We start from the raw sequence: 22217 nt of genomic DNA, 5'->3' as shown, positions 1-22217 counted from the left end.
GACACTGTATGTTTGAACAGGTAACTGTATTTTTATACAGTATTCGCCGCTTTTCAAGTGTTACTTGAACTTTGTCGTTTGGGTGCCGCCACAGCAGCGTTTCCCGGCGATCTGACGGACGAAAACACGCTCCAACGTCCGATTCCTCCGCCCTTACCACTTTTGCGTATTAAAGAATGAAAAAACATCATTTTTAATAATGTAAGCAGATCGCTAGACTGGCCTCCATCGATCGCTGCACCACACGACAAAACGGAGAAAGTGGATGAATCAAGGCAATACGGGGCGCGCAGGCTGGCTGACTTCGCTGGCTGCAAAACTGGTCATCGGCATCGCACCGCTCGTCGGGATGGTGGCGATGGCGCCGGCTGCGCACGCGGATACCTCGCTGCTGAACGTGTCGTACGACCCGACGCGCGAGCTGTATCAGGAGATCAACGAAGCCTTCATCAAGCAGTGGAAGGCGAAGACGGGCGAAACGCTCACCATCAAGCAGTCGCACGGCGGCTCGGGCGCACAGGCGCGCTCGGTGCTCGACGGCCTGCAGGCGGACGTGGTGACGCTGGCGCTGGCCTGGGACATCGACGCGCTCGCCAACAAGGGCATCGTCGCGAAGGACTGGCAAAAGCGCCTGCCCGACAACGCCTCGCCGTACACGTCGACCATCGTGTTCCTGGTGCGCAAGGGCAATCCCAAGCACATCAAGGACTGGGACGATCTGACGAAGCCGGGCGTGTCGATCGTCACGCCGAATCCGAAGACCTCGGGCGGCGCGCGCTGGAACTACCTCGCGGCCTGGGCGTACGCCGAACATCAGCCGGGCGGCAACGACCAGAAGGCCAAGGAGTTCGTGACGAAGCTCTACAAGAATGCGGGCGTGCTCGATTCGGGCGCGCGCGGCGCGACCACGAGCTTCGTGCAGCGCGGGATCGGCGACGTGCTGATCGCCTGGGAAAACGAGGCCTTCCTGTCGCTGAAGGAATTCGGTCCGGACAAGTTCGAGATCGTGGTGCCGTCGGTGAGCATTCTGGCCGAGCCGCCGGTTGCCGTGGTCGACAAGGTCGTCGACAAGAAGGGCACGCGCAAGCAGGCCGAGGCGTATCTGCAGTTCCTCTATAGCGAGGAAGGTCAGGAGATCGCCGCGAAGAACTTCTACCGTCCGCGTTCGGACAAGGTGCCGGCGGCGCTGACGGCGAAGTTCCCGAAGCTGAAGCTCTACACGGTGGACGACACCTTCGGCGGCTGGGCCAACGCACAGAAGACGCATTTCGCGGATGGCGGCGTGTTCGACTCGATCTACCAGCCGCAATAAGCGAAGTCGCGGTTGTGCAGTAGCAGTATCGACGTAACGATAAAAACAAGGCGCGCCCAAAGAGGCGCGCCTTTCGGCGCAACAGACGCGCAACCCATGTGAAGAGATCCAGCATGACGACGTTCCGATTACGCAAGCCAGGCGCGCTGCCGGGATTCGGCGTGACGCTCGGCATCACCGTGGCTTATCTGAGCCTCGTGGTGCTGATTCCGCTCGCGGCCACCTTTCTCAAGACCGCCACGCTCGACTGGGCGCAGTTCGTGCGCGCCGTGTGGTCGCCGCGCGTGATCGCGTCGTACCGCCTGACGTTTACCGCCGCGCTCGGCGGCGCGCTCATCAACGCGGTGTTCGGCTTTCTGCTCGCGTGGGTGCTGGTGCGCTACACGTTCCCGTTCAAGCGCGTGATCGACGCGCTCGTCGATTTGCCGTTCGCGCTGCCGACGTCCGTGGCGGGCATTTCGCTCGCGGCCGTGTATGCGGGCAACGGCTGGATCGGCCAGTATTTGCAGCCGCTCGGACTCAAGATCGCCTTCACGCCGCTCGGCGTGCTGGTCGCGCTGACGTTCATCGGTCTGCCGTTCGTGGTGCGCACGGTGCAGCCCGTGCTCGAAGAGTTCGAGCGCGAGCAGGAAGAGGCGGCCGCGTGCCTCGGCGCGTCGCGCTGGCTGACGTTCCGCCGCGTCGTGCTGCCGGCGGCGTTTCCCGCGCTGCTGACCGGCTTCGCGCTGTCGTTCGCGCGCGCGCTGGGCGAGTACGGTTCGGTCATCTTCATCGCCGGCAACGTGCCGATGAAGTCCGAGATCACCTCGCTGCTCATCATCACCAAGCTCGAGCAATACGACTACGCAGGCGCGACGGCGCTGGCCGTGGTGATGCTGTGCGTGTCGTTCGTGATGCTGCTGCTGATCAACACGCTGCAATGGTATTTGCAGCGCCGCACGAGCCGCGGTGGCGGCGCGCCGCGTGCGCCGAATGCAACGCAAACCACGACGCAAACCACGCAAGCCGCCGCCGGAGGTGCGCAATGAGCACGAACGCACGCCGTATTCCGGCAGGCCGTCCCAACCCCGTGACCGAAGCGCCGTGGGTGCGCTGGCTGCTGACGGGCATCGCGCTGGCGTTTCTCGCGCTGTTCCTCGTGGTGCCGCTCGTCGCGGTGTTCTGGCAGGCGCTCTCGAAGGGCATCGGCTTCTATTTCGAATCGCTCGCCGATCCCGACGCGCTCGCCGCCATCAAGCTCACGCTGATCACGGCCGCAATCGCGGTGCCGCTCAATCTGGCCTTCGGCCTGTGCGCGTCGTGGGCGATCGCGAAGTTCGATTTCCGCGGCAAGGCGCTGCTCACCACGCTGATCGACCTTCCGTTCTCGGTCTCGCCGGTGATCTCGGGTCTCGTCTACGTGCTGATGTTCGGCGCGCAGGGCTGGTTCGGTCCGTGGCTCGAAGACCATAACGTGCAGATCATCTTCGCGGTGCCGGGCATCGTGCTCGCGACGATCTTCGTGACGTTCCCGTTCGTCGCGCGCGAGCTGATTCCGCTGATGCAGGCGCAGGGCACCGACGAAGAAGAAGCCGCGCACGTGCTGGGCGCGTCGGGCTGGCAGATGTTCCGCCGCGTGACGCTGCCGAACATCCGCTGGGGTCTGCTGTACGGCGTGATTCTCTGCAATGCGCGCGCGATGGGCGAGTTCGGCGCGGTCTCGGTGGTCTCGGGCCACATTCGCGGCCAGACCGACACGATGCCGCTGCACGTCGAGATTCTCTACAACGAATACAACTTCGCGGCGGCCTTTGCCGTGGCGTCGCTGCTGGCGCTGCTCGCGCTCGTGACGCTGGGCCTCAAGCTGCTCGCCGAACGCCACATGTCCGCCGAACTGCGCGACGACGACGTGCCGGCCCACGCCGGTCCGCCGCCCGCCTATGCGGCAGCGTCGTCGGCCGCGTCGGGCAATCAACCTCATTCGCAACCCGCGCCCCGCACCGGCGCCGCGCGTCAATCGCTTCAACAGGAGCTGTAATCATGGGCATCACCGTCAGCAATCTGCACAAGCGCTTCGGCGACTTCACGGCGCTCGACAACGTCTCGCTCGACTTTCCGGCGGGCGAACTGGTTGCTCTGCTCGGACCGTCGGGCTGCGGCAAGACCACGCTGCTGCGCGTGATCGCGGGCCTCGAATACGCCGATGAAGGCCAGGTCGTGCTGCAAGGTCAGGACGTGGGCGAGGTGGGCGCGCGCGAGCGTCAGGTTGGCTTCGTGTTCCAGCATTACGCGCTGTTCCGTCACATGACGGTGTTCGAGAACGTGGCGTTCGGACTGCGCGTGAAGCCGCGCAACGAGCGTCCGTCCGAAGCGGTGATCCGCGAGAAGGTGCATGAACTGCTCAAGCTCGTGCAGCTCGACTGGCTCGCGCAGCGCTATCCGTCCGAGCTGTCGGGCGGCCAGCGTCAACGTATCGCACTGGCGCGCGCGCTTGCGGTGGAGCCGAAGGTGCTGCTGCTCGACGAGCCGTTCGGCGCGCTCGACGCGAAGGTGCGCAAGGAATTGCGCGGCTGGCTGCGCCGTTTGCACGACGATCTGCATATCTCGACGATCTTCGTCACGCACGATCAGGAAGAAGCGCTCGAAGTGGCCGACCGCATCGTCGTGATGAATCACGGTCATGTGGAGCAGGTGGGCAGCCCGCAGGACGTCTACGATCATCCGCAGACGTCCTTCGTCTACGAATTCCTCGGCGCGGCGAACCGTCTGCGCGGCAGCGTGACGGCGAACGGTTTCGTCGCCGATGGCGCGGCGCAGGCGATCTCGGTGCAGGCGGGTTTCGAAGGTCCGGCGCTCGCCTATGTGCGTCCGCACGATCTGGTGCTGCATCGCGACGCGGCGCAGCATGGCGACGGCATCGTCGTCGACGTGCGCCGCGTGGTGACGCTCGGCGGTTCGGTGCGTGTGGAACTCGAAAGCCGCACGGGCGGCGCGCTCGAAGCGCAGCTCGACCGCGAGGCGTGGCGCGCGCTCGATCTTTCGGTCGGCGATGGCGTGACGGCGGTGCCGCGCGGCCTGCGCGTGTTTCCGGCGCAATAAACCCATTCAGCACAATATCGGCGCAACGATGCGCGGCGGGCCGCGCATCCACTACACTAAAAACATCAATAAACGGTCGGCAGTTCCGGAGAGAAGAACATGAATTTTCAGCAGTTGCGTTTCGTGCGCGAGGCCGTGCGGCAGAACATGAACCTGACCGAAGTGGCGAACGTGCTGTATACGTCGCAGTCGGGTGTGTCGAAGCAGATCAAGGATCTGGAGGACGAGCTGGGCGTCGACATTTTCATTCGACGCGGCAAGCGCCTTACGGGTCTCACGGAGCCGGGCAAGGCCGTGCATCAGCTGATCGAGCGCATGCTGCTCGACGCGGAGAACCTGCGTCGCGTGGCGCGCCAGTTCGCCGATCAGGACAGCGGCCACCTCGTCGTGGCGACGACTCACACGCAGGCGCGCTACGCGCTGCCGAAGGTCGTGCACCAGTTCCGCGAGGTGTTCCCGAAGGTGCATCTGGCGCTGCGCCAGGGCAATCCGCAGCAGATCGCGCAGATGATCATCAATGGCGAGGCCGATATCGGCATCTCGACCGAAGCGCTCGATCGTTTCCCCGATATCGTGACGTTCCCGTGCTATTCGTGGCATCACGTGGTGGTCGTGCCGAAGACGCATCCGCTCGTGGGCCGCGAGAATCTCACGCTCGAAGACATCTCCGAATATCCGATCATCACCTATGACCAGGATTTCACGGGCCGTTCGCACATCGACCAGGCGTTCGCGAAAGCGGGCGTGGTGCCCGACGTGGTGCTGACCGCCATCGACGCGGACGTGATCAAGACCTACGTCGAACTCGGCATGGGCGTGGGCGTGGTCGCGGCGATGGCCTACGATCCGAAGCGCGACAGCGAACTGGTCGCGCTCGACACCCAGCATCTGTTCGAGGCGAGCACGACGCGCGTGGGTCTGCGCAAGGGCGCGTTCCTGCGTCAGTACGCGTACCGGCTGATCGAGATGTTCGCGCCGCAACTGACCGAGCAGCAGATCGCGAGCCAGTTGCGCGAAGTGGTCTGAGGCGTGTTGATTGGCCCGAGCAACGGGCCAGATGGCGGCGGCAGTCGGATCGCTTAAAATCGCCGCCATGACTACCTCTTCTTCCTCCCAGAACGCGGCCGGCGCTTCGGCGCTGCCGCGCATCGCGGTGCTCGCCACGGGCGGCACCATCGCCGGTTCCGCGCCCGACGCGGCCAATACCGCGGGCTATCAGGCCGGCGTGATCGGCGTGGCGCAATTGCTGGCCGCCGTGCCGGGCCTCGACGCCGTCGCGCAGATCCACGCCGAGCAGGTCGCGAGCGTCGACAGCAAGGACATGTCGTTCGCGCTCTGGACCACGCTCGCGCAGCGCGTGAACGCCTTGCTCGCCGATGACGACATCGACGGCGTGGTGATCACGCACGGCACCGACACGCTCGAAGAAACCGCCTATCTGCTGCATCTGACCGTGAAGAGCGCCAAGCCGGTGATCCTCACGGCGGCGATGCGCCCGGCGTCCGCGCTGTCGGCCGACGGTCCGCTCAATCTGCTCAACGCCGTGACGGTCGCGGCGAGCGGCGAGGCGGCCGGGCAGGGCGTGCTCGTCGCGTTCAACAACCGCATGCATTGCGCGCGCGACGTCGCGAAGATCAGCACCTATGCCGTCGATGCGTTCCAGTCGCCGGAAATCGGTGCGCTGGGCTGGGTGCAGGACGGCCGCGTGGACTTCCAGCGCCGCGCGCTGCGCCCGCATACGCTCGGTACGCCGTTCGCGGTGGTTGACGACGCGGCGCAGTGGCCGCCGGTCGAGATCGTCACGAGTTATGCGGGCGTCTCGCGCATTGCCGTGGATGCGCTCGTGAGCGCGGGCGTGCGCGGCATCGTCGTGGCGGGCACGGGCAATGGTTCGATCCACGCCACGCTCCAGCAGGCGCTCGCCGACGCGGTCGCGCGAGGTGTGGCCGTGGTGCGCGCTTCGCGCGTGGGTTCGGGTCACGTGATGCACAACGGCGCGGCGAAGGACGATGCGCTCGGCTTCGTCTCGGCGGGCACGCTGAGCCCGTACAAGGCGCGTTTGCTGCTGATGCTCGCGCTGGCCGCGGGCAGCACGCAGAAGGACGCCTTGCAGCGCGTGTTCGATACGTACTGATCGCAGACCGCGCAGCACGAGACTCAGCATGAAAAACGGGCCTTGCGGATCGCTCCGCAAGGCCCGTTTCCGTTCCGGCCGCGGGTTTTACTGCAGCGGCGGAATCACGAGCACCTGACCCGGATAGATCTTGTCCGGGCTCTTGAGCATCGGCGTGTTGGCCTGGAAGATGACGTCGTTCTTCGCGCCGCTGCCGTAGTACTTTTCGGCGATCTTCCAGAGGTTGTCGCCCGCGACCACCGTGTGGTGCTGCGCTTCCGGCGCGGGATTCGTGACGGTCAGCTGGTCGTCGACCTTGTCGACGTTCTGGACGTTGCCCGCGGCCACGAGGATCTTTTCCTTGGTGGGCTGATCGGCGGCGTTGCCCGTGACGGTCACGGTGTGCGAGACGCCGTCGTAGGTCACGCCGAGATTGTCGGCGTCGAGGCCCTGCGAGCGGATATAGGCCGCGATCGCGTCGCCGGCCTTCTGGTTCAGGTCCGCGAGATTCGCAGCCGGTGCGGCGGCGGGTTCAGCGGCTTGCGCCGGCGCGGAGGCCGAGCCGAACAGTTTTTCGCCGGCTTCCTTGATGAAATTGATAATGCCCATCGATCACACTCCTCACGTGCTGGGGGTTGATTGAGTGACCACGCAGCCAGTTCGCAGCCGGTTGCCCGATAACCTGCGCGTTCAACCTTGCGCTGCCGGCGTGACACACGAATGAAAGCACGATTCTAGAAACGCGGACGCGAACGCGTCCAGCGCGAGGAGGTAAAAGATTGTGAAATGCCGCGCAGGCGTTGCGCGCGGGCAGTGAGCGGAGTGCAACAAGTGCAACAAGCGCAGCGAGCGCAAGGCGCGCTCATCCGACAGGCGGACACCCGGAGACGACGTCTGACCGACCAAGGCTTCCCCGTCGTCGCCGAGTGCCGCTTTCGGACCCCACTGGCCGCCCTCAGCCCAGAGCGGCACCGATTTGCCTCGCAGCGGTTGCCGCCGCCACGAAGCGCCCCACCGATGGCTGTCGCGTTTGTCTTGTTTGTTTCGTTTGTCGCGCCAGCCTGAATCTGCGAATACGTGAATGTGTTTCTTATCGTTCGAACGCCGCTGGACTGAACCGGCGATGCGATGCGATGCGTGTGCTTTGCCCGCACGCATCGCCGCTTCGTCCATCGCTACAGCGGCTTGCGCCACGTTTAGCGCCGCTTACGCGGCCTTCGCCTGCGCTTCCGGCGCCTGCGCGATTTCGAAGTTCGCCATGATTTCGAGTGCGCGGATCATCGCCGAGTGATCCCACGCCTTGCCGCCGTTCGCCGCGCACACGCTGAAAAGCTGCTGCGCGCTCGCCGTATGCGGCAGGGCGATGCCCAGCTTGCGCGCGCCGTCGATCGCGAGATTCAGGTCCTTCTGGTGCAGTTCGATGCGGAAGCCCGGATTGAACGTGCGCTTCGTCATGCGCTCGCCGTGCACTTCGAGAATGCGCGACGACGCGAAACCGCCCATCAGCGCCTTGCGCACGCGCTCCGGATCGGCGCCCGAACGCGCGGCGAACAGCAGCGCTTCGGCCACGGCTTCGATGTTCAGCGCCACGATGATCTGGTTCGCGACCTTGGTCGTCTGGCCCGCGCCGTTGTCGCCGACGAGCGAGATGTTCTTGCCCATGATCTCGAACAGCGGCTTGGCCTGGTTGAAGGCCTTTTCCGGGCCGCCGACCATGATCGAGAGCGTCGCGTCGCGCGCGCCGACTTCGCCGCCCGAGACTGGCGCGTCGAGATAATCGCAGCCGAGCGCGTTGATCTGCTTCGCGAACTGCTGCGTTTCGAGCGGCGAGATCGAGCTCATGTCGATCACGAGCTTGCCGGCCGAAAGACCCTTGGCCACGCCGTCGTCGGCGAACAGCACGTTTTGCACGTCGGGCGTGTCGGGCACCATCACGATCACGATGTCCGAAGCCTGCGCGACGGCGGTCGAATCGGCGACCACGGTCGTCTGCGTGCGCAGATCGTCCGGCACCGGATACTTGCCGTTGACGGCCAGCGTGTGGCCGCCCTTCAGAAGGTTGCGCGCCATGTGCGCGCCCATGATGCCGAGGCCGATAAAACCAATCTTTGCCATCTGTGTTGTCTCCAGTTGAGTCGAATGCGGTTCGATAAGTCGATGCGTGCGTTACGCGCGGCGCGAACGTCGGCGCTGCGTGAAATCAGGCGAGTTCGGCGGCGCGTTGCTGCGCGCTGCGCAACCAGCCGAGGCCGTCGACGGTGGCCGCTTTGGGCTTGTATTCGCAGCCGATATAGCCCTCGTAGCCGAGCGAATCGAGCAGATCAAACAGGAACGGATAGTGGATCTCGCCCGTGCCCGGCTCATTGCGGCCGGGGTTGTCGGCGAGCTGGATGTGAGCGATCTTCGCGAACTGTTTCTTGATGGTCGCGGCGAGTTCGCCTTCCATGCGCTGCATGTGATAGATGTCGTATTGCAGGAACAGATTGTCCGAGCCGACCTGTTCGATCACGCCGAGCGCTTCGGCCGAACGGTTCAGCGCGAAGCCCGGAATGTCGTAGCTGTTGCACGGCTCGACCAGCAGGCGGATGCCTTCGCGCTTCAGTTCGCCCGCCGCGTAGCGCAGGTTCTCGACGATGGTCGCGAGCGCGGTATCGCGATCGACGCCCGCCGTCGGAATGCCGACGAGGCAGTTCAGTTGCGGCACGCGCAGCGCGCGGGCGTACTCGATCGCGCGTCCCACGCCTTCCTTGAATTCGCCCTTGCGATCGGGCAGGCAGGCGATGCCGCGCTCGCCGGCTTCCCAGTTGCCGGCCGGCAGGTTGTGCAGCACGAGCTTGAGGTCGTGCGCGTTCAGGCGCTCGGCGAGTTCGGCGGCCTTGTACGGATACGGAAACAGGAATTCCACGGCATCGAAGCCCGCCTCGGCGGCCGCGGCAAAGCGGTCGAGGAACGGTACTTCGTTGAACAGCATGGTGAGGTTCGCAGCGAATTTCGGCATGAGTGTCTCGCGGGTCGGTCAGGGTGGGAGCGTCCGCCTTTCGCGCATCAGGGCTGAGCGCGAAAAGCGGCTGGAAGCACTACACAAACACTACGGCGGTACGGCGAATACGGTTTCGCCGAATCATCAGGATTGCAGAGCGATTGCGGTCGGCGCGTGTTCCGGCTTGTCGGCGAGTTCCTCGAACTCGTTGATCGCGTCGATCTCGGCGCCCATTGCAATATTGGTCACGCGTTCGAGAATCACCTCGACGACCACCGGCACGCTGAACTCCGCGGCCATCGATTGCGCCTGCTTGAGCGCCGGTGCAATCTCCTCGGGCTTGAACACGCGCAGCGCCTTGCAGCCGAGACCTTCGACCACGGTCTTGTGATCGACGCCATAGCCGTTCACTTCCGGCGCGTTGATGTTCTCGAACGCAAGCTGCACGCAGAAGTCCATGTCGAACTGGCGCTGCGCCTGGCGGATCAGGCCCAGATACGAGTTGTTCACGAGCACGTGCACATAGGGCAGCTTGAACTGCGCGCCCACGGCCAGTTCCTCGATCATGAACTGGAAGTCGTAGTCGCCCGAGAGCGCCACGATCGGGCGCGACGGATCGGCCGCGCGCACGCCCAGCGCCGCCGGAATCGTCCAGCCGAGCGGGCCGGCCTGGCCGCAGTTGATCCAGTTGCGCGCCTTGTAGACGTGCAGGAACTGCGCGCCCGCGATCTGCGAAAGACCGATCGTGCTCACGTAGCAGGTGTCGCGGCCAAACGCCTTGTTCATTTCTTCGTAGACGCGCTGCGGCTTGATCGGCGCGTTGTCGAAATGCGTCCTGCGGTGCATCGTGGCCTTGCGCTGCTGGCAGTCGGCCACCCACGCGCTGCGATCCTTGAGCTTGCCCGCGGCCTTCCATTCCTGCGCGATTTCGACGAACAGTTCGAGCGCTGCCTTCGCATCCGAGACGATGCCGAGATCCGGACCGAACACGCGGCCGATCTGCGTCGGCTCGATATCCACGTGCACGAACTTGCGGCCCTTCGTATAGACCTCGACGCTGCCCGTATGGCGGTTGGCCCAGCGGTTGCCGATGCCGAGCACGAAGTCGGCGGCGAGCATCGTTGCGTTGCCGTAGCGATGCGAGGTTTGCAGCCCGACCATGCCGGCCATCAGCGGATGGTCGTCGGCGATGGCGCCCCACGACATCAGCGTCGGAATCACGGGCACGCCCACGGTTTCGGCGAACTGCACGAGCAGATCTTCGGCCGCCGCGTTGAGCACGCCGCCGCCCGACACGATCAGCGGCTTCTCGCTCGCGTTGAGCAGTTCGAGCGCGGCTTCGATCTGCTTGCGCGTCGCCTTCGGCTTGTAGACCGGCAGCGGTTCGTAGGTGTCGATGTCGAATTCGATTTCAGCGAGCTGCACGTCGATCGGCATGTCGACCAGCACCGGACCCGGACGGCCCGAGCGCATCAGATGGAACGCCTGCTGGAACACGCGCGGCACGAGCGCCGGCTCGCGCACGGTCACGGCCCATTTGGTGACGGGCTTGGCGATCGATTCGATATCGACGGCCTGGAAGTCTTCCTTATAAAGACGCGCGCGCGGCGCCTGGCCCGTGATCGCGAGGATCGGAATCGAGTCGGCCTGGGCGGAGTAGAGGCCGGTGATCATGTCGGTGCCCGCCGGGCCCGAGGTGCCGATACACACGCCGATATTGCCCGGCGCGGCGCGCGTATAGCCTTCGGCCATGTGCGAGGCGCCCTCGACGTGGCGCGCCAGCACGTGCGTGATGCCGCCGGCTTTCTTGAGCGCCGAGTAGAACGGATTGATGGCGGCGCCCGGCACGCCGAACGCGGTGTCGATACCTTCTTTTTCGAGCACCAGCACGGCGGCGTCGACGGCTCTCATTTTGGCCATGAAATGTCTCCTGAATGTCGCGGCGGCCTGAACAGGCCGAGGGATACAGCGCTTGAGGGTCACTGTAGGCTTGCAGGAAAGGTTTGATAAGATCAGTCCGGGTCGCTTATTTCGATACAAAAAGTATGGAATGACCGGGCGACGAGAGAACCGGAAGGAGACAGACGATGGATCGCTTCAAGCAGATCGAGACCTTCGTGCGCGTCGCGGAGGCGGGCAGTCTCGCGGCGGCGGCGCTGGAGGAGGGCGTGTCGCCCGTGATTCTTGGCCGCCGGATCGACGCGCTCGAAAAGCGCCTCGGCGTGAAACTCATATACCGCTCGACGCGGCGGCTGGTGGTCAGCGAGGAAGGCGCCGCGTTTCTGGAGCGCTGCCGCGGGCTGCTGGCGGAATGGGAGCAGGCGGAGAACGAGCTGTCGGTGGGGCGTCGCGTGGTGAACGGGCATCTGATCGTTTCGGCCCCCGCCGCGTTCGGGCGCAAGCACGTCGCGCCGCTCGCACCCGAATTTCTCGCCGACAAACCCGAGTTGCAGGTGTCCTTCAATCTGACCGACCGCGTGGTCGATCTGGTGCGCGAGGGCTACGACCTGTCGATTCGCATCGGCGGCTCGGTCGATCCGAATTTCGTCGCCGTGAAGCTCGCCTCGAACCGGCGCGTGGTGTGCGGCACGCCGGACTATTTCCGCAAGTACGGCCGGCCGAAATCGCTCGAAGATCTGCCGAACCACAATTGCCTCGCGTTCAATCTGCAAGGCGGACAGAATCGCGGCTGGTATTTCCGCCGCAACGGCAAGCTCGCGACTGTGCGCGTGGGCGGCAATCTCGACTGCAACGACGGCGAGTTGCTGCACCGCTGGGTGACGGAAGGGCTGGGGCTCGGCTGGCGTTCGACCTGGGAGATCGACGCGCAGCTCGCGCGCGGCGAACTGGAAACCGTGCTCGACGAGTACGCGCTGCCCGATTACGACATCCTCGCCGTGTATCCGCAGCAGCGCTATGTGCCGGCCAAGGTGCGCTATTTCATCGATTATCTGAAGGCGATCTATTCGCGGCCCGGATATTGGACCGACGTCGTTTGAGTCGCCGATCCGCGATTTTGCTTACCCGACCGTGATCACGCCGTTCATCGTCTCGTGGCCCGAGCCGCAGAAGATGTCGCAGAGAAACTGCACCGTGCCCGCGTCGCCCGCCGTGGCCGCGAGCTTGACGACGCTGCCGGGCGGCACGTCGGCGCGCACGCCGTATTGCGGAATCGAAAAGCCCATCGTCGTGTCTTGCGACGTCAGCTCGAACACCACGCTTTCGTGCGGTGCGAGCGCGATATGGTCGGGCGTGAACACGAAGCGGCGCGCGTGAACCTTGATGACGCGCGGCGCGGCCTGCGCGTCCACGCGCAACAGCGCGCCCGCGCCCATCGTGGCGGCCGCGAGCGCGAGCCAGCGGCGGCGCGCAAGGCGCGGTTCGCGGGCGCGCAAACGATGAAGTTTCAGCATGGTTGGTCTCCTGATTGTGTGTGCTTCGTGTGCGCGTTCTGTGCGCTTCGGTCCCGTGACAGCGTTCACCCGATCTCGCGGATCGGCACCTCGGTCAGCGCAAACGCGCCTGGCGCGCCATCGACATCGACGCTGCGCCAGCCGAGTCCCTTGTACGGCGCGGCCGCGTCCCACGGCACCGGCAGGCGCTTGGGCTGCGACATCGGCGCGGGCAGCGCGAACATCAGCGAACGCGCGGCGTGATGCGAGACCGATCCCGTCATCGTGTGGTTCTCCTGATGAATGTGGCCGTAGAACACCGTGACGTTCGCGTGCTTCTGCAACAGCGCAATGGCCTGCGCGCCGTCGCGCGTCGCCCAGTCCCATTGCGGCGCGAGATCGAACAGCGGCCGGTGCGTGAAGACGACGATGCGCGCGTCCTCGGGCTGGCGGCCGAGATCGTCGGCGAGCCAGGCGAGTTGCGCGTCGCCGATACGGCCCGCCGGGTCGGAGACGTTGTCGAGCACCACGAAATGCACGCCGCGATGATCGAAGGTGTAGTGCGTCGCGCCGAAGATCTCGCGAAACGCCTCGCCGTTGTCGAGACTCGCATCGTGCTCGCCGGGCATCAGATAGAGCGGCTTCACGCGCAGTCCCGCGACGATCTGCTGGAACTCGCGCATGCGCGCGCGGCGCACGGCCGGATCGTCGGTCGTGTGCGTGAGGTCGCCCGTGAAGACGACGAAATCGGGCGTGGCGGGCAGCGCGTTGACGGCGGCGATCGCCTTGGGCAGCGTGCCTTTCGCATCCGGATTGATGGCCGGGCCTTCGAAACCCCAGTGGGCGTCGGAGAGCTGGACGAAGAAAAAGTCGGCGTGGCCGGCCGCCTGGCCCGAGGCCCAGCCGGGCAGCGCCGAGGCGAACACGGCGCCGCCGCCGAGCGCGGCCAGCTTCAGGAAATGTCGCCGGGAAAGCGGCGCGGGGGTGGTCGGCATGTCGATCTCCTCGTGGATGGTGGGGCGCGCCGGCTTTGCCTCGACGCGTGACTGCCATACCGGTTTCGGCGTCGTTCCATTCCCGATTTATTTTTGATTTCGCGGGCGATTGGCGGGAATAAACTGCCCGTGAAGCCAGTCATGCCGATGTGAGACGAACGTTGGCATGAAGGTGGCGCACGAGGGCGCAAGGGGACGACGTGGGCGAAACCGCGAACGGGCAGCACGGCGAGACGCAGCGCGACGCACAGGATGTGCCGGACGCGCGGGCGCGCAATGCGCGCTTTCAGGCGCTGGCGCTGCCGCATCTGGACGCCGCGTACAACCTCGCGCGCTGGTTGTCGCGCAATCCCGGCGACGCCGAGGACATCGTGCAGGACGCGTTTTTGCGCGCGTTCCGCTTCTTCGATACGTTTCGCGGCGATCAGGCGCGGCCGTGGCTGCTCGCGATCGTGCGGCGCGTCTGGTACGACGAATGGCGGCGACGCGCGGGCGCGGAGGAAGTCGCGCCGTTCGACGAGCTGCGCGACGACACGCCGCCCGATGGCTGGGAAACGGGCAGTGTCGATCCGGAAACGCTCGCGATCCGCGCCGAGGACGCGCGCCGCGTGCAGGACGCGCTGCAGCGTCTGCCGGTCGAGTATCGCGAAGTGCTGGTGCTGCGCGAGCTGGAGGAAATGGGCTACCGCGAGATCGCCATGGTCATCGACGTGCCGGTCGGGACGGTGATGTCGCGTCTGTCGCGCGGCCGCAAACGGCTCGCGGCGATGCTGGCGGTGCAGCACGAGCGGGGTGCGGCCGATGGCGCGAAAGGCTGCGCGCAGACGCAGATGCCGCCGTCATCGCCGATATCCGCAAGGCAGGACGGCAAGACCGATTTCGGGGGCAACAGCAAGGCGTGGAGACCATCCGGCCGGGGGCCAGACGGCCGGTTCCGAGAGGAGCCGGCCGTCGACGGCGGAAGTGCTGTGCCGTCGATGTCGCCCGGGGTCGCGCCGACCTCGAATTCCACGGTGAGCCGCACGACGGAGGCGCCAGATGAACTGTGATGAAGCGCGCCCGCTGCTCGATGCGAGCGTCGATCGAGAACTTTCCGCCGCCGACGAATGGCGCGTGCGCGAGCATCTGGACGGCTGCGCGCAGTGCCGCGAGGCGGCCGATGCCGCGCAGGCGATTTCGCGGGCGGCGCGCGTTGCGCCTTATCATCGCGCGCCGTCGGGACTGGCCGCGCGCATCGTGGCGGCGCTGCCGCCGCTAGAAGCAGCGAGCCCGGAACCCGCTCCACGTATCCCCGACGATGACGTGCGCACCGCGCGCGCTCCGCAATCGCCGTCTGCGGCCAGCGGGAAATCGGGCTGGCTGGCGGGCTGGAAGTGGCCGTCTTTCGGTGGGTTCGGTGGCTTCGGCGGCGCGGGCGGCGCTTCCGGCGGCACAGGTAACGCATCAGGTGCGCGCGCCCCGGCTTTCGCCTGGTCGACTGTGGGCGTGCTCGCGCTGTGTGCGCTGGGCGTCGTCGTGGCGTTGCATCTGCGGCAACCGGTCGCATCGGACGCATTCGTCGACGAACTTGTGGCGAGCCACGTGCGCGCGCAGATCTCGGGCCGCGATCTCGACGTGATCTCGACCGATCGCCATACGGTGAAGCCGTGGTTCAACGGCCGCATCGACTACGCGCCGCCGGTCGAGGATCTCGCCGCGCAGGGCTTTCCGCTCGTGGGCGGCCGGCTCGACTATGTGGGGCGCGAGCGCGTCGCGGTGCTGGTGTACCGCTTCCGCAAGCACGTGATCGACGTCTACGTGTTCCCGCCGGGCGCGTCCGGGCCGCAGACGGACGCCGCCGCGCCGCCGCGCGACGACGGCTACGCGCTCGCACACTGGCAGGCGGGCGGCATGACCTGGTGGGCCGTCACCGATGCCGGGCCGGATGCGCTCGTCGGCCTGCGCGCCGCGCTCGACGCCCGGCTCGCGGGCGGCGGAAGCGGAGGCTAGGGCGCGTTTTTCGCCGCTTTGCATCTGTTTTATATGCGCTTTGGGCCAGCTTCGCACCCGCTCAGCGCGTGCCGCCATGCCAGGCGGCCCGCGCAAGTCCTTGAAAACACGCCCGATTCAGCACGTCGCTGCATGATTTGGCTTGCGCGCGTAGCCTAGGCGCGCTACAATCTTCGGCTTCTCACTTGCCGCACCGGTTCCGACGCCCGGGTGGCTTTAATCCACAAGGAGTGAATATGCGTCATTACGAAATCGTCTTCATCGTGCACCCCGATCAAAGCGAGCAAGTGCCCGCGATGATCGAGCGTTACAAGAGCACGATCACGTCGCACGGCGGCCAGATCCACCGCATCGAAGACTGGGGCCGTCGTCAACTGGCCTACATGATCGAGAAACTCGCGAAGGCTCACTACGTCTGCATGAACATCGAATGCGACCAGACCACGCTCGACGAACTCGAACACGCGTTCAAGTTCAACGACGCTGTGCTGCGTCACCTCATCGTCAAGATGAAGAAGGCCGAAACCGGCCCGTCGCCGATGATGAAGGAAGTGCAGCGCGAAGAAGCCAAGAAGGCGGCTGCTCAGCCGACCGAAGCGCAGGCTTAATTACACAAGCCATCAGGATTCGAGCTCACTTGCTTAAGCACACTGCGTGAACAGGCTGCAACTCACGGCTAGCGTCGTCGAACGCGAACCGGTGCGGTACACACCCGCCGGCGTTCCGATTGCCAGCGTCACGTTGCAGCATCGCACGGAGGTCGTCGAAGCGGGCATTCCCCGATTCGTCGAGCTCACGATGCCCGCGGTGGCGGCAGGCAAGGCCTGCGGTCTGGTCGAAAGCTGCGAGATGGGCGTGGAAGCGCTCTTCACCGGTTTTCTGGCGAAAAAGCACCGCAACGCGCGAACCCTGGTGTTTCACATCACCGAAATGCAAGGTACAGGAAAGGACTAATCATGCCCCGCCCGACTGGTAAGAAATTCGACAAGCGTCGTCAACAGCAAAACCCGCTCTTCAAGCGCAAGAAGTTCTGCCGCTTCACGGCTGCAGGCGTCGATCAGATCGACTACAAGGACATCGAAACGCTGAAGGACTTCATCGGCGAAAACGGCAAGATCACGCCGGCTCGTCTGACGGGTACGAAGGCCCACTATCAGCGTCAGCTGGACACGGCTATCAAGCGCGCGCGTTTCCTCGCGCTGATGCCGTACACCGACCAGCACAAGGCCTAATAAGACGACGCTACAAGGAGCAATAGAATGCAGATCATTCTTCTGGAAAAAGTCGTCAACCTGGGCAACCTCGGCGACATCGTCAAGGTGAAGGACGGTTACGCACGTAACTTCCTGATCCCGAACAAGAAGGCTCGCCGTGCAACGAAGGACGCAATCGCTGAATTCGAAGTTCGCCGCGCTGAACTCGAAAAGGCCGCCGCTGAAAAGCTGGCAGCTGCCCAAGGCGAAGGCGAGAAGCTGAGCGGCCTGTCCGTTCAGATCGGCCAGAAGGCCGGCGTCGACGGCCGTCTGTTCGGTTCGGTCACGAACGCGGACATCGCCGAAGCGCTCACGAAGCAAGGCTTCGCAGTGGAAAAGGCGCAAGTGCGTCTGCCGGAAGGCCCGCTGAAGATCGTTGGCGATCACCCGGTGCAAGTTTCGCTGCACACGGACGTGCTCGTCGACATCACGGTGTCGGTGCTGGGCGAACACGCCTAAGCACGCATGCGGTCCTCACGGACCGTGTGTTCGCGCCGTTCTACGTCGCAAAGAACAAGAAAGGCAGGAGCCGCAGGGCTTCTGCCTTTTTTGTTGCGCGCTCATCGCACTCGCTTGTCGCATGCGTTGTTGCACTTTTTGAAGCTTGTGAGCGCCCGTCCGCTGTCCGATAATTGCCCTCCATGAACGCTCCGAAAGATCCCCAACTCGAGTCGCTGAAAGTCCCGCCGCATTCGATCGAAGCCGAACAATCGGTGCTCGGCGGCCTGCTGCTGGATAACGGCGCCTGGGACCGGATTGCCGACTTCCTCTCGCAAAGCGACTTCTACCGCTACGATCACCGCCTGATCTTCGAGCATATCGGCCGTCTGATCTCGTCCGCGCGTCCCGCCGACGTGGTGACCGTGTTCGAATCGCTCGGCACCTCGGGCAAGGCCGAGGACGTGGGCGGTCTCGCGTACCTCAACGCGCTGGCACAGAACACGCCGAGCGCCGCGAACATCCGCCGCTACGCGGAAATCGTGCGCGATCGCGCGGTGCTGCGCCGCCTCGTGTCGGTCGCCGACGAAATTTCCTCCGACGCCTTCAACCCGCAGGGCAAGGAAGTGCGGCAGCTGCTCGACGAGGCCGAGGCCAAGGTGTTCTCGATCGCCGAAGACGGCGCGCGCGGCACCCAGGGCTTCCTCGAAATCGGGCCGCTGCTCACGCAGGTCGTGGAGCGTATCGACACGCTTTACCACACGGCCAATCCGAGCGACGTGACGGGCACGCCCACGGGCTTCATCGACCTCGACCGCATGACCTCGGGCATGCACGGCGGCGAGCTGATCATCGTCGCAGGCCGTCCGTCGATGGGTAAGACCGCGTTCTCGATGAACGTCGGCGAATACGTGGCCGTGGAATACGGTCTGCCGGTCGCGGTGTTCTCGATGGAAATGCCGGGCACGCAGCTCATCATGCGTATGCTCGGTTCGGTGGGGCGCCTCGACCAGCACCGCATGCGCACGGGCCGTCTGACCGACGAAGATTGGCCGAAGCTCACGCACGCCGTGCAGAAAATGAGCGAGGCGCAGATCTTCATCGACGAAACCGGCGGTCTGAACCCGATGGAACTGCGCTCCCGCGCGCGGCGTCTGTCGCGCCAGTGCGGCAAGCTCGGCCTCATCATCATCGACTACCTGCAGCTGATGAGCGGTTCGGGCAGCGGCGAAAACCGCGCGACCGAAATTTCAGAAATTTCGCGTTCGCTCAAGAGCCTGGCCAAGGAACTCGATGTGCCCGTGATCGCGCTCTCGCAGCTGAATCGCGGCCTCGAACAGCGTCCGAACAAGCGTCCGGTGATGTCGGACCTGCGTGAATCGGGCGCAATCGAACAGGACGCGGACGTGATCCTGTTCATTTATCGCGACGAAGTGTACAACCCGGACAGCCCCGACAAGGGCACCGCCGAGATCATCATCGGCAAGCAGCGTAACGGTCCGATCGGGCCCGTTCGCCTCACGTTCCATGGGCAATACACGAAGTTCGACAATTTTGCCGGCGCGCAAACCTTCTACGGCAGCGAGTAAGGGCGTCGGCTGAACTGTCAAGACGCGGTGGGCGGCTTATGCGCAATAGTGGCGCAAATGCCGCTGCCGTGTCCGTCGACAAGTGCGGCTCTTTCCTCCTGACGTTACAATATTGCCGTTTTATGACGGCTATCTTGCCGTTTTGTGACGGCAATCCGAGACCAATTACCGGGATCCCAATGTTCGGTCGATTCATGCCCACCGAGGGCAAGTTCTTCGAAATCTTCAATGCGCACGCGAAGTGCATCGTTTCCGCTGGCCGTGAGCTCGAGCTCCTGATCGACAATCTGGCTGACGCAGAAGTCCACAAACAAACCGTGCAGAGCGCCGAAAAGGCCGCTGACAAGCTGACGCACGAGTGCATCGACTTGCTGCACAAGACTTTCATCACGCCGCTGGACCGCGACGAGATTCACAAGCTCATCACGACGATGGACGACTGTCTCGACCTCATGGAAGACGTCGCCACCGCCATTTCGCTGTACGACGTGCAGGCCGTGACGGCCGAGGCGAGCGAACTTGCGCACGTGGTCACGGCGTCCGCCGAGCGTGTGCAGGCAGCGGTCGCGCTGCTCTCCGACATGAAGCAGGCGCGCGAGATCCTGAAAGCATGTGAAGACATCGACCGCCTCGAGTCCGACGCTGACCGCCTGCTGCGCGGCGCGATCTCGAAGCTCTTCCGCGAGGAAGACGACGTCAAGAATCTGATCAAGCTGAAGGCGATCTACGAGCTGCTCGAATCGATCACCGACAAGTGCGAGGATGTCGCGAACATCATCGAAGGCATCGTGCTAGAGAACGCCTGAGCCCATCACGATGCATTCGATACAACTCGCGCTATGGGTGGTCGCGACACTCGTCGCCATCGCGCTCATTTTCGACTTCATGAATGGCTTTCACGACGCGGCGAATTCCATCGCCACCGTCGTGTCCACCGGCGTGCTCAAGCCGCAACAAGCGGTGGCGTTCGCAGCCATGTTCAACGTGATCGCCTATTTCGTCTTCCACCTGAAGGTGGCGCAGACGGTGGGCAAGGGCACCATCGACCCCGATATCGTCGACCACTACGTGGTGTTCGGCGCGCTGGTGGGCGCGATCGGCTGGAACGTGCTGACGTGGTACTACGGCATTCCGTCGAGCTCGTCGCACGCGCTGATCGGCGGTCTCGTGGGCGCGGCGCTCGCCAAGTCGGGCTGGCACTCGCTGAATTTCGACGGGCTCATGAAGACCGTGGCGTTCATCTTCATTTCGCCGCTGCTCGGTTTCATCCTCGGTTCGTTGTTCATGCTGCTGGTGTCGTGGCTGTATTTCCGCACACCACCAAGCAAGGTCGACCGGCGTTTCCGGCGCTTCCAGCTGGTTTCAGCGGGCCTCTATAGCCTCGGCCACGGCGGCAATGACGCGCAGAAGACCATCGGCATCATCTGGATGCTGCTGATCGCAACCGGTTACTCGGCGGTCGGCTCGGACGCGCCGCCCATCTGGGTGATCGGCGGCTGCTACCTGTCGATGGGTATCGGCACGCTGTTCGGCGGCTGGCGCATCGTGCGGACGATGGGCCAGAAGATCACCAAGCTCAAGCCCGTGGGCGGTTTCTGCGCCGAAGCGGGCGGGGCGCTGACGCTCTTCACGGCTTCGTGGCTCGGCATTCCCGTGTCGACGACGCACACGATTACCGGCGCGATTGTCGGCGTGGGCGCGACGCAAAAGCTCAGCGCCGTGCGCTGGGGCGTGGCGGGCAACATCGTCTGGGCCTGGGTGCTGACCATTCCGGCTTCGGCCACGCTCGCCGCGGCAGGCTGGTGGCTCGGCCATCGGCTGATGTAAGCGGTCTGGCTACAGTGTTGCGAAACGGCGCCTTCGGGCGCCGTTTTTTTTGCCCGCCGGCGCTGCCGGGCCGCTTCAGATCGCGTCAGATCACGGGCGTGCTGCAGCCGTCCATCGGCACGAGAGCGCCCGTCACGTAGCTCGCACGGCGGCTCGCCAGGAACAGCGCGACATCGGCGATCTCCTCGGGTTTGGCGTATCGCCCGAGCGGCACCTTGGCCTCGCCGCGCGCGAGCGTTTCTTCGGCGCTGCTGCCTTCGCGGCCCGCTTCGAGTTTCACGGCTTCCTGCAGGCGCTCCGTGAGCGTGGCGCCGGGATTGATCGCGTTGATGCGGATGCCGTAGCGCGCGTGATAGTGCGCGAGGCCCACGGTGGCGAGCATGAGCGCCGCGTTGGCCGCGCCGCCCGCAATATGGATGTCGCTCGCGTACTTGCCGCCCATGCCGATGATGTTGACAATCGCGCCCGGTTCCAGCGCCTTGCCGGCCTTGATCCGTTCCACCATGCGGCGCAGCACTTCCTGCTGCGGGTAGATGTACGGGAAGTATTTGGCTTCCATGGTGGCCTTGAAAGCCTCGGCGTCGAGCAGTTCCGGGTCGTAGCGACGGGCCGCGCCTGCGCTGTTGATCAGGATGTCGATGGGCCCGACGGCCGTGGAGACTTCTTCGACCACGTCGGCGGCGCTGTGCGCCTCGTGCAGGTCGGCGCGCGTGAGATGCACGTGCAGGCCTTCGCTGGCCAGTTGCTCGCGGGCGCGCGCGAGATTGGCCGGATCGCGCGACACGATCGCGACTTTCGCGCCTTCCTGCGCAAACGCGCGGGCGCAGGCGAGCCCGATGCCCTTGCTACCGCCTGTGATCAGCACCACCTTGTTGCCAAGTCCGAGATCCATTGCTGCCTCGCTGCGGAAAAAGTCCAAAAACAGTACCAAAACGATAGCAGACGCGGCGGATGCACGAAACCGCCGAAAGGCCGCGTTGGCCATCCGGCCAGGGCGAATCGGGCTGGATGCCGCGTCAGCCGGCGGCGTGTGCGTGGGGACGCGTCGAGGGCGTGTTCAGTACGAGCCGTTCGCGAAGCGTGCGATCGGGTCGTCGTTCGATTGCGTGGGGGCGGGCGAGGCGCCGCTGGCGGTCGAGGCGCGCATGATCTGGACCGGCGCCTGAGCGGGCTGGGTCGACTGGATGGCCGTTGAACCGGCCTGCGCGGCCTGACGTTCGGCGGCGGCCGCGCGGGGCGGTGGAGGCTCGG

At 64.9% G+C, this 22217-nt stretch carries 24 protein-coding genes and 1 pseudogene; 16 read left to right on the top strand and 9 right to left on the bottom strand.

Annotation, left to right across the window (positions count from 1 at the left end; translation table 11 throughout):
* Positions 1–265: 265 nt before the first annotated feature.
* The 6 genes from G3N97_RS20280 (at position 266) to G3N97_RS20255 (ending at position 6524) form a co-directional block, all read left to right on the top strand.
* Entirely contained in the window at positions 266–1312 is a 1047-nt protein-coding gene (locus G3N97_RS20280; RefSeq protein WP_065060096.1) for a sulfate ABC transporter substrate-binding protein, read from the top strand.
* 113 nt (positions 1313–1425) lie between these two features.
* Positions 1426–2340, top strand: a complete 915-nt coding sequence (gene cysT / locus G3N97_RS20275; protein WP_110328091.1) for a sulfate ABC transporter permease subunit CysT — start codon at positions 1426–1428, stop codon at positions 2338–2340.
* The gene (gene cysW / locus G3N97_RS20270; protein WP_205994801.1) at positions 2337–3329 is read left to right on the top strand and encodes a sulfate ABC transporter permease subunit CysW; all 993 of its coding nucleotides are present in this window, start codon (positions 2337–2339) and stop codon (positions 3327–3329) included. Before cysT ends, cysW begins: the two co-directional genes overlap by 4 nt.
* Before the next feature lie 2 nt (positions 3330–3331).
* The gene (locus G3N97_RS20265) at positions 3332–4390 is read left to right on the top strand and encodes a sulfate ABC transporter ATP-binding protein (protein ID WP_205994800.1); all 1059 of its coding nucleotides are present in this window, start codon (positions 3332–3334) and stop codon (positions 4388–4390) included.
* 99 nt (positions 4391–4489) lie between these two features.
* Positions 4490–5416 (top strand): CysB family HTH-type transcriptional regulator, encoded by a 927-nt coding sequence (locus tag G3N97_RS20260; protein WP_065060092.1) that lies wholly within the window; start codon positions 4490–4492, stop codon positions 5414–5416.
* A 67-nt stretch (positions 5417–5483) separates the two neighbouring features.
* Entirely contained in the window at positions 5484–6524 is a 1041-nt protein-coding gene (locus G3N97_RS20255; RefSeq protein WP_241030698.1) for an asparaginase, read from the top strand.
* An 87-nt stretch (positions 6525–6611) separates the two neighbouring features.
* Here G3N97_RS20255 and lysM read toward each other — a convergent pair whose 3' ends face one another.
* The 5 genes from lysM to gcl all read right to left on the bottom strand — a co-directional run bounded on the left by lysM (position 6612) and on the right by gcl (position 11403).
* Positions 6612–7112 (bottom strand): peptidoglycan-binding protein LysM, encoded by a 501-nt coding sequence (gene lysM, locus G3N97_RS20250; protein WP_065060090.1) that lies wholly within the window; start codon positions 7110–7112, stop codon positions 6612–6614.
* 81 nt (positions 7113–7193) lie between these two features.
* Complete coding sequence (locus G3N97_RS20245; protein WP_205994808.1) at positions 7194–7697, bottom strand: hypothetical protein; 504 nt, start codon at positions 7695–7697, stop codon at positions 7194–7196.
* Positions 7698–7709: 12 nt separating this feature from the next.
* Positions 7710–8654, bottom strand: a complete 945-nt coding sequence (locus G3N97_RS20240; RefSeq protein WP_074984349.1) for a 2-hydroxy-3-oxopropionate reductase — start codon at positions 8652–8654, stop codon at positions 7710–7712.
* Between the two features lie 49 nt (positions 8655–8703).
* Positions 8704–9501, bottom strand: a complete 798-nt coding sequence (hyi, locus tag G3N97_RS20235; RefSeq protein WP_183716381.1) for a hydroxypyruvate isomerase — start codon at positions 9499–9501, stop codon at positions 8704–8706.
* A 126-nt stretch (positions 9502–9627) separates the two neighbouring features.
* Entirely contained in the window at positions 9628–11403 is a 1776-nt protein-coding gene (gene gcl, locus G3N97_RS20230; RefSeq protein ID WP_205994799.1) for a glyoxylate carboligase, read from the bottom strand.
* 167 nt (positions 11404–11570) lie between these two features.
* Between gcl and G3N97_RS20225 the strand changes: the two genes are divergently transcribed.
* A complete protein-coding gene (locus G3N97_RS20225) occupies positions 11571–12482 on the top strand; it encodes a substrate binding domain-containing protein (protein ID WP_205994798.1) in 912 nt (303 codons plus the stop codon).
* A 21-nt stretch (positions 12483–12503) separates the two neighbouring features.
* Here G3N97_RS20225 and G3N97_RS20220 read toward each other — a convergent pair whose 3' ends face one another.
* Both G3N97_RS20220 and G3N97_RS20215 read right to left on the bottom strand, forming a co-directional pair.
* Entirely contained in the window at positions 12504–12896 is a 393-nt protein-coding gene (locus G3N97_RS20220) for a cupredoxin domain-containing protein (protein ID WP_241030697.1), read from the bottom strand.
* 65 nt (positions 12897–12961) lie between these two features.
* Positions 12962–13870 (bottom strand): metallophosphoesterase, encoded by a 909-nt coding sequence (locus G3N97_RS20215; RefSeq protein WP_205994797.1) that lies wholly within the window; start codon positions 13868–13870, stop codon positions 12962–12964.
* 200 nt (positions 13871–14070) lie between these two features.
* Between G3N97_RS20215 and G3N97_RS20210 the strand changes: the two genes are divergently transcribed.
* From G3N97_RS20210 to G3N97_RS20170, 9 genes are all read left to right on the top strand, one after another.
* Entirely contained in the window at positions 14071–14919 is an 849-nt protein-coding gene (locus tag G3N97_RS20210; RefSeq protein WP_205994796.1) for an RNA polymerase sigma factor, read from the top strand.
* Positions 14909–15859 carry a zf-HC2 domain-containing protein gene (locus G3N97_RS20205; protein ID WP_205994795.1) on the top strand — a complete coding sequence of 317 codons (951 nt, stop codon included), beginning with the start codon at positions 14909–14911 and terminating at the stop codon, positions 15857–15859. Before G3N97_RS20210 ends, G3N97_RS20205 begins: the two co-directional genes overlap by 11 nt.
* 236 nt (positions 15860–16095) lie before the next feature.
* Positions 16096–16467 carry a 30S ribosomal protein S6 gene (gene rpsF / locus G3N97_RS20200; RefSeq protein ID WP_027818337.1) on the top strand — a complete coding sequence of 124 codons (372 nt, stop codon included), beginning with the start codon at positions 16096–16098 and terminating at the stop codon, positions 16465–16467.
* Between the two features lie 46 nt (positions 16468–16513).
* Positions 16514–16813 carry a primosomal replication protein N gene (priB, locus tag G3N97_RS20195; RefSeq protein WP_028204898.1) on the top strand — a complete coding sequence of 100 codons (300 nt, stop codon included), beginning with the start codon at positions 16514–16516 and terminating at the stop codon, positions 16811–16813.
* Positions 16814–16815: 2 nt separating this feature from the next.
* Entirely contained in the window at positions 16816–17091 is a 276-nt protein-coding gene (gene rpsR, locus G3N97_RS20190; RefSeq protein WP_028216787.1) for a 30S ribosomal protein S18, read from the top strand.
* A gap of 27 nt (positions 17092–17118) precedes the next feature.
* On the top strand, positions 17119–17571 hold the full coding sequence (gene rplI / locus G3N97_RS20185) for a 50S ribosomal protein L9 (protein WP_065060083.1): 453 nt from the start codon (positions 17119–17121) through the stop codon (positions 17569–17571).
* Positions 17572–17753: 182 nt separating this feature from the next.
* Entirely contained in the window at positions 17754–19139 is a 1386-nt protein-coding gene (locus G3N97_RS20180) for a replicative DNA helicase (protein ID WP_065060082.1), read from the top strand.
* A 179-nt stretch (positions 19140–19318) separates the two neighbouring features.
* The gene (locus tag G3N97_RS20175) at positions 19319–19945 is read left to right on the top strand and encodes a DUF47 domain-containing protein (RefSeq protein ID WP_205994806.1); all 627 of its coding nucleotides are present in this window, start codon (positions 19319–19321) and stop codon (positions 19943–19945) included.
* Between the two features lie 10 nt (positions 19946–19955).
* Positions 19956–20966, top strand: a complete 1011-nt coding sequence (locus G3N97_RS20170) for an inorganic phosphate transporter (protein WP_205994794.1) — start codon at positions 19956–19958, stop codon at positions 20964–20966.
* An 85-nt stretch (positions 20967–21051) separates the two neighbouring features.
* Here G3N97_RS20170 and G3N97_RS20165 read toward each other — a convergent pair whose 3' ends face one another.
* Both G3N97_RS20165 and G3N97_RS20160 read right to left on the bottom strand, forming a co-directional pair.
* Positions 21052–21858 (bottom strand): SDR family oxidoreductase, encoded by an 807-nt coding sequence (locus G3N97_RS20165; RefSeq protein WP_205994793.1) that lies wholly within the window; start codon positions 21856–21858, stop codon positions 21052–21054.
* Positions 21859–22023: 165 nt separating this feature from the next.
* Positions 22024–22217 (bottom strand): annotated as a pseudogene (locus G3N97_RS20160) (peptidoglycan endopeptidase); the annotation flags it as partial.

Origin of the sequence: Paraburkholderia sp. Ac-20347 (assembly GCF_017104805.1) — a bacterium.
Classification (GTDB): Bacteria; Pseudomonadota; Gammaproteobacteria; order Burkholderiales; family Burkholderiaceae; genus Paraburkholderia; species Paraburkholderia tropica.
The sequence above is the reverse complement of the archived record's forward strand: the minus strand, read 5'-3'. Positions and strand labels throughout refer to the sequence as shown.

Bases quoted from the DNA above. Each gene is read 5' to 3' on its own strand.
- G3N97_RS20175 (WP_205994806.1), top strand. From the start codon at position 19,319: ATGTTCGGTCGATTCATGCCCACCGAGGGCAAGTTCTTCGAAATCTTC.
- rpsR (WP_028216787.1), top strand. From the start codon at position 16,816: ATGCCCCGCCCGACTGGTAAGAAATTCGACAAGCGTCGTCAACAGCAA.
- G3N97_RS20170 (WP_205994794.1), top strand. From the start codon at position 19,956: ATGCATTCGATACAACTCGCGCTATGGGTGGTCGCGACACTCGTCGCC.
- G3N97_RS20255 (WP_241030698.1), top strand. From the start codon at position 5,484: ATGACTACCTCTTCTTCCTCCCAGAACGCGGCCGGCGCTTCGGCGCTG.
- gcl (WP_205994799.1), bottom strand. From the start codon at position 11,403: ATGGCCAAAATGAGAGCCGTCGACGCCGCCGTGCTGGTGCTCGAAAAA.
- G3N97_RS20165 (WP_205994793.1), bottom strand. From the start codon at position 21,858: ATGGATCTCGGACTTGGCAACAAGGTGGTGCTGATCACAGGCGGTAGC.
- G3N97_RS20260 (WP_065060092.1), top strand. From the start codon at position 4,490: ATGAATTTTCAGCAGTTGCGTTTCGTGCGCGAGGCCGTGCGGCAGAAC.
- G3N97_RS20215 (WP_205994797.1), bottom strand. From the start codon at position 13,870: ATGCCGACCACCCCCGCGCCGCTTTCCCGGCGACATTTCCTGAAGCTG.
- G3N97_RS20180 (WP_065060082.1), top strand. From the start codon at position 17,754: ATGAACGCTCCGAAAGATCCCCAACTCGAGTCGCTGAAAGTCCCGCCG.
- G3N97_RS20225 (WP_205994798.1), top strand. From the start codon at position 11,571: ATGGATCGCTTCAAGCAGATCGAGACCTTCGTGCGCGTCGCGGAGGCG.
- G3N97_RS20265 (WP_205994800.1), top strand. From the start codon at position 3,332: ATGGGCATCACCGTCAGCAATCTGCACAAGCGCTTCGGCGACTTCACG.
- G3N97_RS20205 (WP_205994795.1), top strand. From the start codon at position 14,909: ATGAACTGTGATGAAGCGCGCCCGCTGCTCGATGCGAGCGTCGATCGA.
- cysT (WP_110328091.1), top strand. From the start codon at position 1,426: ATGACGACGTTCCGATTACGCAAGCCAGGCGCGCTGCCGGGATTCGGC.
- rpsF (WP_027818337.1), top strand. From the start codon at position 16,096: ATGCGTCATTACGAAATCGTCTTCATCGTGCACCCCGATCAAAGCGAG.
- rplI (WP_065060083.1), top strand. From the start codon at position 17,119: ATGCAGATCATTCTTCTGGAAAAAGTCGTCAACCTGGGCAACCTCGGC.
- lysM (WP_065060090.1), bottom strand. From the start codon at position 7,112: ATGGGCATTATCAATTTCATCAAGGAAGCCGGCGAAAAACTGTTCGGC.
- cysW (WP_205994801.1), top strand. From the start codon at position 2,337: ATGAGCACGAACGCACGCCGTATTCCGGCAGGCCGTCCCAACCCCGTG.
- G3N97_RS20220 (WP_241030697.1), bottom strand. From the start codon at position 12,896: ATGCTGAAACTTCATCGTTTGCGCGCCCGCGAACCGCGCCTTGCGCGC.
- G3N97_RS20280 (WP_065060096.1), top strand. From the start codon at position 266: ATGAATCAAGGCAATACGGGGCGCGCAGGCTGGCTGACTTCGCTGGCT.
- hyi (WP_183716381.1), bottom strand. From the start codon at position 9,501: ATGCCGAAATTCGCTGCGAACCTCACCATGCTGTTCAACGAAGTACCG.